Origin of the sequence: Amycolatopsis sp. NPDC021455 (genome assembly GCF_040640995.1) — a bacterium.
Lineage (GTDB): Bacteria > Actinomycetota > Actinomycetes > Mycobacteriales > Pseudonocardiaceae > Amycolatopsis.
On sequence record NZ_JBFACT010000036.1, the window covers coordinates 39,438 to 52,138 of the forward strand.

Below are 12,701 nucleotides of genomic sequence, written 5' to 3' on the forward strand. Positions count from 1 at the left end.
ATGGCCACACGACCCTCGACCCAGCACGTCCTCGCCGGCCGTCCCTTTCCGCTCGGTGCCCACCCGGAGGCCGGCGGGGTGCGGTTCGCGATCACGTCCGCCGTCGCGGACGCGGTCGACCTGTGCCTGATCGACGCCGACGGGTCGGAACGCCGGATCGCGCTCACCGAACGCACCTTCGGCGTCTGGCACGGCCTGGTGCCCGGGGTGACGCCGGGGCAGCGGTACGGCTACCGGATCCACGGGCCCTACGACCCGGCCCGCGGCCTGCGGTGCAACCCGCACAAGCTGCTGGTCGACCCGTACGCCCGGCAGATCACCGGCGGGCTCACCGACCTGCGCGCGGCCCAGGGCTTCACCGGCGACCCGGAACGCGGTCAGATGTCCACTGTGGACTCGCTGGGCAGCGTGCCGCTGTCGGTGGTCACCTCGCCGGGCGGGCCGGACACCGGGATCAAGCCGGAGGTGCCGTTCGAAGAGGCGGTGGTCTACGAACTGCACGTCAAGGGGTTCACGAAGCAGCACCCGTTCATCCCGGAGGCGCTGCGCGGCACCTACCTCGGCCTGGCCCACCCGGTGGCGATCGAGTACCTGACCCGCCTCGGCGTCACCTCGGTCGAGCTGCTGCCGGTGCACTCGTTCCTCGACGAGCCGGCCCTGATCCGGGCCGGGCGGCACAACTACTGGGGTTACTCGCCGCTCGGCTTCTTCGCGCCGCACGCCGCCTACGCCAGCGAACCCGGCCACGAGGTCGAGGAGTTCCGGCTGATGGTGGCCGCCCTGCACGCGGCCGGCATCGAGGTGATCCTCGACGTCGTGTTCAACCACACCTGCGAGGGCGGGCCGGACGGGCCGACGCTGAGCTTCCGCGGGCTGAACGCGCCGGTGTACTACCTGCACACCGAGCGCGGGCACATGGCCGACATCACCGGCTGCGGCAACACCCTGGAGGCGGGCTCGCCGACCGTGGTCCGGCTGGTGACCGACTCGCTGCGGTACTGGACGCAGGAGATGGGCGTCGACGGCTTCCGCTTCGACCTCGCCAGCACGCTCGGGCGGCCGCGCGGGGGCGCGTTCGACCCGGCGTCGACGCTGCTCACCGCGATCACCACCGACCCGGTGCTCTCGCGCTGCAAGCTCATCGCCGAGCCGTGGGACGCGACCGGCGAGGGCTACCGCGTCGGCGGCTTCGGCGCCCAGTGGGCGGAGTGGAACGGCCGCTACCGCGACACCGTGCGTGACTTCTGGCGCGGCGCGACCGGCGTCCGCGACCTCGCCTACCGGCTGTCCGGTTCGTCCGACCTGTACGACCACAACCTGCGGCGGCCGTGGCAGTCGATCAACTTCGTCACCGCCCACGACGGCTTCACGCTGCGGGACCTGGTGTCGTACAACGAAAAGCACAACGAGGCCAACGGCGAGGACAACCGCGACGGCGGCAACGACAACCGCTCGTGGAACCACGGCGCCGAGGGCGACACGGCCGACCCGGCGATCCGCGCGCTGCGCACCCGGCAGGCTCGGAACATGTTCGCGACGCTGCTGCTGTCCACCGGCACCCCGATGCTGACGGCCGGTGACGAGTTCTGGCGGACCCAGCGCGGCAACAACAACGCGTACTGCCTCGACGACGAGACGTCCTGGTTCGACTGGACGCCGGACGACCCGGAGGCGGAGGCCATGCTCGCCTTCGCGCGCCGGGTGGTGCGGCTGCGCGCGAACAGCCCGGCGCTGCGGCAGCCGGAGTTCTTCGAAGGCCGGACGACCCCGACCGGCAAGCCGGACCTCGTCTGGTTCCGCCCGGACGGCGAGGAGTTCGGCGAGACCGACTGGTTCGAGGACCGCCACACGCTCGGCATGTGGATCGACGGCTCGAACAGCCAGGCCCGCAACCGCGACGGCGAGCTGGTGCCCGACCACTCGTGGCTGCTGTGGCTGCACGCCGGCGACACCCCGGCCGAGGTCACCCTGCCGGGCCGCGAGTACGGCGAGACGTTCAAGCCGACGCTGGACACGAGCACGGCGGACGGCAGCCCGGCGAACCCGGGCGTGCTGGAGGCCAAGAGCCGCGTGACGCTGCAGTCCCGCTCGCTCCTCCTGCTCCGCGCCCCCCGCCTGGCCGCCGAACCCCAACCGGAAACCTACTGACCCGTAACCCGGGCCCACCCGGCGTGATCAGCGGGCCGACACGCGTGATCAGAAGGTCGACACGCGTGTTTGAAGGGTCGACACGGCGGCCGTGGCCGTGTCGACCCTTCAAACACGCGAGTTGACTCCTCGATCACGCGTGTCGACCCTCGGGGCACGGGCGGGATCGTCCATTCGGGTACGGCTCCCGGCCGTTCGGGTCCGCGTGTCGCCGGAGTGCGTTCGCGCGGCGGTTTAACCTGCCGGACATCCGCCGGAAATTCGTTGCGGCGAAAGCGTTTCAGCCGGCGATCACTGGGTACCTGGCTTAAGAACCCTGCCTCGTGGGCGCTTGATCGAGTCAGGCAGACTGTCGCCGTCTGCGTCCAACCGACACACCGAGGGGCGTTGCCCATGACCGGCCGGCTCGGCATCGACGACGTCTCCCCCAGCGTGAGCTGCGGCCGGTACCCGGCCAAAGCCGTTGTGGGAGAACACATCCCGGTCACCGCGACCGTGTGGCGCGAAGGTCACGACGCCGTCGCGGCCACCGTCGCGTGGCGTGGCCCGGACGACCGGCTGACGCGGCAGACGCGGATGGTGCCGCGCGGCTCCGACCACCCCGACGAGTTCGCCGCGGTGATCGTCCCCGACACGACCGGCTTGTGGACCTTCCGGATCGACGCCTGGGGCGACCCGTGGGCGACGTGGGAGCACAACGTCGAGGTGAAGGTGGCGGCCGGCCAGGGGCCCGAGGACCTCGCCAACGACCTCGAGAACGGCGCCCGCCTGCTGGAGCGCGTCGCCCGCCGTCCCGACCGCCGGGCGGAGAAGCAGCTGCTGCTCGGCGCGGTGACGGCGTTGCGCGACGAAGAGCGCGGTCTGGCCGAGCGCGTCGGGCCCGCGCTCTCGCCCGAGGTCCGCCAGCTCATGCACGAGTTCCCGGTGCGGGAACTGATCACCAAGGGCAAACCGCACAAAGTGTGGGTCGACCGTCGCCGCGCCGCGTACGGCTCCTGGTACGAGCTGTTTCCCCGCTCGACCGGCGGGCTCGACGCCGAGGGCAAGCCGGTGCACGGCACCTTCGCCACCGCCGCGAACGCGCTCGACCGCGTCGCGAAGATGGGCTTCGACGTCGTCTACCTCCCGCCCATCCACCCGATCGGGCGGGTGAACCGCAAGGGCCCCAACAACACCCTCGACGCGACCCCGGACGACGTCGGCTCGCCGTGGGCCATCGGCTCCGACGAGGGCGGGCACGACGCCATCCACCCCGACCTGGGCACCTTCGAGGACTTCGACGCCTTCGTCGCCCGGACCGAAGAGCTCGGCATGGAGGTGGCGCTCGACTTCGCGCTGCAGGCCGCGCCCGACCACCCGTGGGTGCTCAAGAACCCGGAGTTCTTCACGACCCGCCCGGACGGCTCGATCGCGTACGCGGAGAACCCGCCGAAGAAGTACCAGGACATCTACCCGATCAACTTCGACAACGACCCCAAGGCCGTCTACGAAGAGATGCTGCGGGTGATCACGGTCTGGATCGACCACGGGGTCAAGATCTTCCGGGTCGACAACCCGCACACCAAGCCGCCGGACTTCTGGGCCTGGCTGATCCAGTCGGTCAAGGACGCTCACCCGGACGTGATCTTCCTGGCCGAGGCGTTCACCCGGCCGGCGCGGCTGTGGGGCCTGGCCCGGCTCGGCTTCACCCAGAGCTACACCTACTTCACCTGGCGGACCGGCAAGCAGGAACTGATCGACTTCGCCATCGACCTGCGGGACCACTGGAACGAGGGCCGGCCGAACCTGTTCGTCAACACCCCGGACATCCTCCACGAGTCGCTGCAGCGCGGCGGCCCCGGCATGTTCGCGCTGCGGGCGGCGCTCGCGGCGACGATCTCGCCGACGTGGGGCGTCTACTCCGGCTACGAGCTGTTCGAGCACGTCCCGGTCCGCGAGGGCAGCGAGGAGTACCTCGATTCCGAGAAGTACCAGCTGCGCCCGCGCGACTTCGAGCGCGCGCTCGCCGAAGGGCGTTCGCTGGAGCCGTGGCTGACGAAGCTCAACGCCGTCCGCCGCGCGCACCCCGCGCTGCAGCAGATGCGCACCCTGCACTTCCACCACGTCGACAACGACGCGCTGCTGGCCTACTCCAAACAGGACCCGGCCACCGGCGACACCGTGGTCACCGTCGTCACGCTCGACCCGTACGGGCCCCAGGAGGGCACGCTGTGGCTCGACACGGCGGCGCTCGGGTTCGAGGCGCACGAACGGCTGATCGCCCACGACGAGGTCACCGGCGACACCTGGGACTGGGGTCAGGCGAACTACGTCCGGCTCGAACCCTGGCGGGCGGTCGCCCACGTCGTGTCGGTGAGACGCCGGCTGGCCGGCTGAGGGCGGAAGGACAGGGTTCGAAGGGACGAGGTGGAGCACATGGCGGAAGAAACCCGGCCCGACGCGGCACTGGGACTGGAGGGCGTGCCGCACACCGGTGAGGCGATGACCGCCGACGGCATGCTGGTGGAACCCCAGGCCGGGGACTTCCGGTCGGCGCAGCAGGCGCCGAGCAACCCGGAGTGGTTCAAGGGCGCGGTGTTCTACGAGGTGCTGGTGCGCGCGTTCGCCGACTCCAACGGCGACGGCACCGGCGACCTGAGAGGCCTGGCGGGCCGGCTGGACTACCTGGCCTGGCTCGGCATCGACTGCCTGTGGCTGCCGCCGTTCTACGCGTCGCCGCTGCGCGACGGCGGGTACGACATCAGCGACTTCCGCGCGGTGCTGCCGGAGTTCGGCAGCGTCGAGGACTTCGTCTTCCTGCTCAACGAGGCCCACCGGCGCGGCATCCGGGTGATCACCGACCTGGTGCTCAACCACACCTCGGACGCGCACCCGTGGTTCCAGCAGTCCCGCAGCGACCCCGACGGCCCGTACGGCGACTACTACGTGTGGAGCGACGACGACTCCCGCTACGCCGACGCGCGGATCATCTTCGTCGACACCGAGACGTCGAACTGGACCTACGACCCGGTCCGCGGCCAGTTCTACTGGCACCGGTTCTTCTCCCACCAGCCCGACCTGAACTACGAGAACGCCGACGTCCAGAACGCGATGATCGACGTCCTGCGGTTCTGGCTGGACCTGGGCATCGACGGGTTCCGCCTGGACGCCGTGCCGTACCTGTTCGAGCAGGAGGGCACCAACTGCGAGAACCTGCCGCGCACGCACGAGTTCCTCAAGCGCTGCCGCAAGGTCGTCGACGACGAGTACCCGGGCCGGATCCTGCTGGCCGAGGCGAACCAGTGGCCGTCGGACGTCGTCGAGTACTTCGGCGACCCGGCCGTCGGCGGCGACGAGTGCCACATGGCGTTCCACTTCCCGCTGATGCCGCGGATCTTCATGGCGGTGCGGCGCGAGTCGCGGTTCCCGATCTCGGAGATCCTCGCCCAGACACCGGAAATCCCCACCGGCACCCAGTGGGGCATCTTCCTGCGCAACCACGACGAGCTGACCCTCGAGATGGTCACCGACGAAGAGCGCGACTACATGTACGCGGAGTACGCCAAGGACCCGCGCATGAAGGCCAACATCGGCATCCGCCGAAGGCTCGCGCCGCTGCTGGACAACGACCGCAACCAGCAGGAGCTGTTCACCGCGATGCTGCTGTCCCTCCCCGGTTCGCCCGTTCTGTACTACGGTGACGAGATCGGCATGGGAGACAACATCTGGCTCGGCGATCGCGACGCGGTGCGCACCCCCATGCAGTGGACCCCGGACCGCAACGCGGGGTTCTCCTCCTGCGACCCGGGCCGCATCTACCTGCCGGTGATCATGGACCCGGTGTACGGCTACCAGGGCCTGAACGTCGAGGCGCAGTCGAACAACGACGCCTCCCTGCTCAACTGGACCCGCCGGATGATCGAGGTGCGCAAGCAGCACCACGCGTTCGCCGAAGGCGAGTTCGTCGACCTCGGCGGGTCCAACCCGAGCGTGCTGGCCTACAAGCGCCAGTGGCGGCGCCCGGACGGCGGCGAGGACGTCGTGCTCTGCGTCAATAATCTCTCCCGGTTCCCGCAGCCGGTGGAGCTGGATCTGTCCGCGCACCGCGGGTGCACGCCGGTGGAGCTCACCGGCGGCGTGCGGTTCCCGAGCATCGGCGAACTGTCGTACCTGCTGACACTGCCGGGGCACGGCTTCTACTGGTTCCAGCTGACGAGCCCGGGAGACGAAGGCGAAGCGAGGTGAGTCCCTTGTCCGACCCGCGCGAGCTGGTCGACGACCTGACCGAGGACCTGAAGCGCTGGCTGCCGGAGCAGCGCTGGTTCGCCGGCAAGGACCGGCCGGTGACCGGCGTCCGGACACTCGGCGTGACCGAGCTGGTCGCCGGTGACCCGCAGCTGCTGCACGCGGTCGTCGAGGTCGCCCAGGGCGACCGGCGCGAGCCTTACCAGCTGCTCGTGGGCCGCCGGACGCACCCGCCGGAGATCGCGTCCACCAGCTGGATCGGCGCCGGCGGGGACCTCAACGCGTACGAGGCCTCCGGCGACCTGGACGTCACCGGCGTGCTGCTGGACCTGATGGCCCGGGAGGAGACCGTGGGCTCGCTGGTCTTCGAGCACGAGCCCGGCGTCGAGCTGGAGACCGGCCTGCGGGCCCGGCCGATCACGTCCGAGCAGAGCAACACGTCCCTGGTGTACGGCGGGCAGTACATCCTCAAGCTGTTCCGCAAGCTGACGCCGGGCAAGAACAAGGACCTGCTGCTGCACCGCGCGCTGCAGGCCGTCGGAAGCAAGCACATCGCGGCCCCGCTCGGCTCGATCACCGGCGACCTCGGCGGCGAGCCGACCACGGTCGGCATGCTCCAGCAGTTCGTGCCCGACGCGGTCGACGGCTGGGCGATGGCCACCACCAGCGTCCGCGACCTGATGGCCGCGCCGGACCTGCACGCCGGGGAGGTCGGCGGCGACTTCGCCGGCGAGGCCGAGCGGCTCGGGCGCGCGGTCGCCGAGGTGCACGCCGACCTGGCCGAGGCCCTCGGCACGGAGGCCGTCGACGCCGCCGAGCTGGAACGCTCGGCGAAGGCGATGCTCACCCGGCTCGACACCATCGCCGGGCGGGTCCCGGAGCTGGCGGCGCACGCCCCGGCGCTGCGGGCGGCGTACGAGGGGCTGCGCACGCTGCCCGCCGGCTCGGTCGAGATGCAGTACATCCACGGCGACCTGCACCTCGGCCAGGTCCTGCGAACGGTCGGCGGCTGGCTGCTGATCGACTTCGAAGGGGAGCCGGCGGCCCCGGTGGAGGAACGGCACGCGCTCCGCTCGCCGTTGCGCGACGTCGCGGGCATGCTGAGGTCGTTCGACTACGCGGCCCAGCAGATGCTGGTCGGCCAGCCGGACGACCCGGCACTGGCCGGGCGCGCCATGGAGTGGTCCGAGCGCAACCGGACGGCATTCTGCGAGGGGTACGCCGCGATCGCGGCGGACCCGCGCGAGCAGGGCGCGCTGCTGCGTGCCTTCGAACTGGACAAGGCGGTCTACGAGGTGGGCTACGAGCACGCGAACCGGCCGGACTGGCTGGGCGTGCCGCTCGCTTCGATCGCCCGGATCACGAGCGGAGAGGGATGACACCGTGAACGCCGTTCCGGAAGGCCTCCCGGCCGCGGCCCCGCCGGCCGCGGACATCGACCGGCTGCTGGCCGGGTCCCACCACGACCCGCACTCGGTGCTGGGCGTGCACCCGGCTGGCGAGCACTTCGTGGCCCGGGCGCTGCTGCCCGGCGCCAAGGCCGTCACGCTGCGCGCGGGTGAGCACCGGTACCCCCTGGAGCCGGTGATCGACGCCCTCTTCGCCGTGGCGGTGCCGGAGCACCCCGGCGACTACCGGCTGGAAGTCGAGTACGACGGGCACACCGCCACCGCCGACGACCCGTACCGCTGGCTCCCCACGGTGGGGGAGCTGGACCTGCACCTGATCGGCGAGGGACGGCACGAGCGCCTCTGGGAGGTGCTCGGCGCGCACGTCCGCTCCTACGACACACCGAACGGGGTCGTCGAGGGGACGTCGTTCGCGGTCTGGGCGCCGAACGCCCGCGGCATCCGCGTGATCGGCGACTTCAACGGCTGGGACGGGCGCGGGCACCCGATGCGCTCGCTCGGCTCGTCCGGCATCTGGGAGCTGTTCGTGCCGGGTGTCGGCGTCGGCACCTGCTACAAGTTCCGCATCCTCGGCTCCGACGGCAACTGGCACGAGAAGGCCGACCCGATGGCGTTCGCCACGGAGAAGCCGCCGGCGACGGCTTCGGTCGTGACGCAGTCGGCTTTCTCGTGGGACGACGACGAGTGGGTCGCGAAGCGCGAGGCGACCCAGTGGGCCTCGGCGCCGATGAGCGTCTACGAAGTCCACCTCGGCTCGTGGCGGCCCGGGCTGGACTACCGGGAACTGGCCGACCAGCTGGGCGACTACCTCGTCGAAACCGGTTTCACGCACGTCGAGCTGCTGCCGGTGTCGGAGCACCCGTTCGGCGGCTCGTGGGGCTACCAGGTGACGTCGTACTACGCGCCGACGTCCCGCTTCGGCTCGCCGGACGACTTCCGGTACTTCGTCGACCGCCTGCACCAGCGCGGGATCGGTGTGCTGGTGGACTGGGTGCCCGCGCACTTTCCGAAGGACAGCTGGGCGCTGGCGAAGTTCGACGGCACCGCGCTGTACGAGCACGCGGACCCGCGCCGCGGCGAGCAGCCCGACTGGGGCACGCTCGTGTTCGACTTCGGCCGCAACGAGGTCCGCAACTTCCTGGTCGCCAACGCGCTGTACTGGATCGAGGAGTTCCACCTCGACGGCCTGCGCGTGGACGCCGTCGCGTCGATGCTGTACCTGGACTACTCCCGCAACGAAGGGGAGTGGCTGCCCAACCAGTACGGCGGGCGGGAAAACCTCGACGCGGTGCGGTTCCTGCAGGAGCTGAACGCGACCGTCTACAAGCGACACCCGGGTGTCGTGATGGTCGCCGAGGAGTCCACGGCCTGGCCGGGCGTCACGCGCCCGACGCACCTGGGCGGCCTCGGGTTCGGCTTCAAGTGGAACATGGGCTGGATGCACGACACGCTCCGGTACCTGTCCCATGAGCCGATCCACCGCGCGTACCACCACAACGAGATGACGTTCTCGCTCGTGTACGCGTGGAGCGAGAACTTCGTGCTCCCGCTGTCGCACGACGAAGTGGTGCACGGCAAGGGATCCCTGTGGGGCCGGATGCCGGGCGACGCCTGGAACAAGGCGGCGGGCGTCCGTTCGCTGCTGGCGTTCATGTGGGCGCACCCGGGCAAGCAGCTGCTGTTCATGGGCGGCGAGTTCGCGCAGGAGGGGGAGTGGTCGGAGCAGCGGTCGCTGGACTGGCACCTCCTGGAGGAGCCCTTGCACCGCGGGGTGCAGGACCTGCTGCGGTCGCTGAACTCGGTGTACCGGTCGACTCCGGCGCTCTACAGCCAGGACACGTCGCCGGAGGGCTTCGCGTGGATCGACGCGAACGACTCGAGCGGCAACGTCCTGAGCTTCCTGCGCATCGGCGCCGACGGCTCACGGCTGGCGTGCGTGGCCAACTTCGCCGGCGTCCCGCACCACGACTACCGCGTCGGCCTGCCCGCGGCGGGCCGCTGGCGCGAAGTCGTCAACACCGACGCCGAGGTCTACGGCGGGTCCGGCGTCGGCAACCTGGGCGCGGTGGAGGCGACGGACGAGCCCTGGCACGGCCAGCCGGCCTCGGCCGTCCTCCAGCTCCCCCCGGCGGGAGTCCTCTGGCTGACCGAAGAAACCCCACCGGACCCCGACCTCACGTGATTCGAGGGTCGACACGCGTGATCAGGAGGTCGGCACGCGTGATTGAAGGGACGACACGGCGACCGGCGTCGTGTCGACTCTCCAATCACGCGAGTTGACCCTTCAATCACGTGTGCTGACCCTTCGATCACGCGAAAAGGGGTCCGCTGGGTTGGCGTCGCGGGCTTACCATCGGGGGATGGACGGCTCCCGTGGTGTCGTCGCGAACCTGATCCTCTTCGCCGTGGTCTGCGTCGCTCCCACGGTGCTGTTCTGGTGCGCGCTGCGCGTCCCCAAGCTGGTCGGCTGGATCCGGCAGAAGCGGGCGAAGCCGGAACCGGACGGGCCGCCGATCGAACGCGTCGCCGCCGACCTGCGGCGGGTGCACCGGCTGCTCGCCGGCTACCCGTCCGGCACGCCGGCCGCGCGGCGGTTCGGCACCCGGCAGGCCTACGACGAGCTCCTCACCGTGGCCTGCCGCCAGGTCGGCGTCCCGCACCGGCTCGGGGAGCTGCCCGAGGGGATGGACCGCGAGATCGAACGCCTGCGCGTCGAGCAGTCGCTGCGGGAGCGCGGGCTGGCCGTGCCCTGACTTGTACGGCGCGTGTACGCCTGCCGGGCACGCTGCCGGGATGCGACTCGTGATCGGCTTCGTGGTGCTGCTCCTGCTCGGTCTCGCGCCGTCGGCCCAGGCGGCGGACTTCCCGCGGCTGGACGCGGCGACCGTCGACGGCTTCCGGCTCACCGCCGGCGACTCCTTCGCCACCTACGCGTCCCGGATCGCCGCCCTGGACCGGAAACTCCCGCCCCGCGGCCTGCCGGACGTCCTCGGCGACGCCAACCGCAAGGCCCGCCCGCTCTGCCACGCCACCTACCTCGCCGCCGCGCTGAAACCCGCCGGCTTCTGCTGGGAGGACGGCAACGACGACAAGACCAACGACTGGATCCCGCAGGGCCTCACCGGCTCCGGCGACGCCGACCCGGCGACCGGGACCGCCGACGGCAAGCGCGTCGTCGTGACGACGTGGCACACGTCCGGCGACACCATGGTCCGGCTGTCCTTTGTGGACGCCAATGGGCTCGGCTACCGGCACGTCCTGCTCGTGGAACCGGTTTCGGACACGAACTTCGCCGTCGTGACCGGCCACGGGCACGGCGTGACCTGGTCCGGCAACCTCCTCTTCGTCGCCACCACCGGCGGCCTGATCCGCGTCTTCGACACCACGCACTTCTGGAAGGTCGACGACAGCTCGGCGACCGTCGGGCTCGGCAGCGACGGCAAGTACCACGCCGCCTACTACGACTACGCGATGCCGCAGGTCGGCGCCTACTGGTACCCCGGCGGCGGAGCGTGCACGACGGCGACCGGCGCGCGGCCGTGCCTCTCGACGCTGTCGTTCGACCACAGTGACTCCACCTTCGTCACCGCCGAGCACGTCCCGGCCGCGGCCGGCGGCCGGATCCTGCGCTGGCCGTTCGACTCCGCGACCGGCCGCCTCCAGCCGTCGGCCGACGGCCTGGTGCACGCGAAGGAGGGCTTCTCCTCGCCGGTGTGGGGCATGCAGGGCGCGGTGTCCCGCAACGGCTACTTCGTGCTCACCGGCGTCTGCCCGGAGTACGCCGGGGTGGCCGGCGACCACCCGTCGTGCCTGCACGGCGGGGTCGGCGGCACCTCGACGTCGAGGCTGGCCGGGCAGGCGCCGGTGAACAGCCAGAACCTTTCCTACTGGCCGGCCACGGGCGAGCTGTGGCTGCTCAACGAGCAGCTCCGCGAACGCGTCACGGTGCACGTCCCGTGGACGGTGCTCACCGGCCGGGCGTGACGATGTCCGCGAGGCGGGCGATGTCGTCGAGCTCGTCGGTGGCCGGGTTGAAGATCAGCTCGTCAGCGCCGAGGTCACCGAACGCCTGCACGGCTTCGCGCACCGCGTCCGGCGTGGTCCGCACACCCGACGCGATGAAGCCGGCCCCTTCTTCCCCCATGTTGCTGTAGTAGTCGTGGACCTTCGCGCGGCCGGTGTCGGGCTCGCCGAGCGCGAAGTACGTGATCGCGACGAGCCGCGGCTCGCCCGCGCGGCCGGCTTCCCGCCAGGCCGCGCGGGCCTGGTCGAACGAGCCGGCGACCATCTCGGGCGGCACCGAACCGGCGACGTAGCCCTCGCCCCACTTCGCCATCCGCGCCAGGGCGTTCGGCGCGAACCCGCCGAACAGCAACGGAACTTCGCGGGTGCCCGCCGGGACGGCGGGGTTGTCGCCACCGCCGACGGGCTTGCCGTTCCAGACGTCGCGGTAGACCTCGAGGTCGGCGTCGATCCGCTTGCCGAGCCCCTTCGGGCCGAGCCCGTCGGCGACGAAGTCGTCCGGCCGCCCGCCGATCCCGATGCCGAGGGTGAGCCGGCCGCCGGAGACGCCGTCGATGCCGGCGATCTCCTTCGCCAGCAGCACGGGCGGCCACACGGTGCCGAGCAGGACGTTGCTGACCAGCCCGATGGTCTTGGTGGCGCCGGCCGCGGCGGCGAGCGCGACGGTGTCCATCACGCCGGGGTAGGCGATCCGGCCGACCGTGCCGAGCGTGGAGAACCCGGCTTCCTCGGCTTGGGCGGCCCAGGCCGGGATGACGTCCGGACGCATGTCGCGGACCTGGTTCGGCAGTCCGATGCCGATCTTCATGAAGGCTCCTGGAAGAAAGGGATGATCTTCTTCCAAGATCCTCGAAAAGAAAAAACCCCGCCACTTTCGTGACGGGGTTTTCCCTTTTG

Annotated in this window: 8 protein-coding genes; 7 read left to right on the top strand and 1 reads right to left on the bottom strand. The window is 70.9% G+C overall.

Features of this window, described 5'->3' with window-relative positions:
- From glgX to AB0G28_RS31105, 7 genes are all read left to right on the top strand, one after another.
- The gene (gene glgX, locus AB0G28_RS31075) at positions 1–2,148 is read left to right on the top strand and encodes a glycogen debranching protein GlgX (protein ID WP_361096943.1); all 2,148 of its coding nucleotides are present in this window, start codon (positions 1–3) and stop codon (positions 2,146–2,148) included.
- 393 nt (positions 2,149–2,541) lie between these two features.
- Positions 2,542–4,524, top strand: a complete 1,983-nt coding sequence (locus tag AB0G28_RS31080; protein WP_361096946.1) for an alpha-1,4-glucan--maltose-1-phosphate maltosyltransferase — start codon at positions 2,542–2,544, stop codon at positions 4,522–4,524.
- Positions 4,525–4,563: 39 nt separating this feature from the next.
- Positions 4,564–6,372, top strand: a complete 1,809-nt coding sequence (treS, locus tag AB0G28_RS31085) for a maltose alpha-D-glucosyltransferase (protein WP_361096949.1) — start codon at positions 4,564–4,566, stop codon at positions 6,370–6,372.
- A gap of 5 nt (positions 6,373–6,377) precedes the next feature.
- Positions 6,378–7,751 (top strand): aminoglycoside phosphotransferase, encoded by a 1,374-nt coding sequence (locus AB0G28_RS31090; RefSeq protein ID WP_361096952.1) that lies wholly within the window; start codon positions 6,378–6,380, stop codon positions 7,749–7,751.
- A gap of 4 nt (positions 7,752–7,755) precedes the next feature.
- On the top strand, positions 7,756–9,963 hold the full coding sequence (glgB, locus tag AB0G28_RS31095; RefSeq protein WP_361096955.1) for a 1,4-alpha-glucan branching protein GlgB: 2,208 nt from the start codon (positions 7,756–7,758) through the stop codon (positions 9,961–9,963).
- Between the two features lie 178 nt (positions 9,964–10,141).
- Positions 10,142–10,534, top strand: a complete 393-nt coding sequence (locus AB0G28_RS31100; RefSeq protein ID WP_361096958.1) for a hypothetical protein — start codon at positions 10,142–10,144, stop codon at positions 10,532–10,534.
- Between the two features lie 40 nt (positions 10,535–10,574).
- Positions 10,575–11,765 carry a hypothetical protein gene (locus AB0G28_RS31105; RefSeq protein ID WP_361096960.1) on the top strand — a complete coding sequence of 397 codons (1,191 nt, stop codon included), beginning with the start codon at positions 10,575–10,577 and terminating at the stop codon, positions 11,763–11,765.
- Here the strand turns inward: AB0G28_RS31105 and AB0G28_RS31110 are convergent.
- On the bottom strand, positions 11,749–12,612 hold the full coding sequence (locus AB0G28_RS31110) for an LLM class flavin-dependent oxidoreductase (protein WP_361096963.1): 864 nt from the start codon (positions 12,610–12,612) through the stop codon (positions 11,749–11,751). The two genes, AB0G28_RS31105 and AB0G28_RS31110, sit on opposite strands and share 17 nt — an antisense overlap.
- Positions 12,613–12,701: the final 89 nt, after the last annotated feature.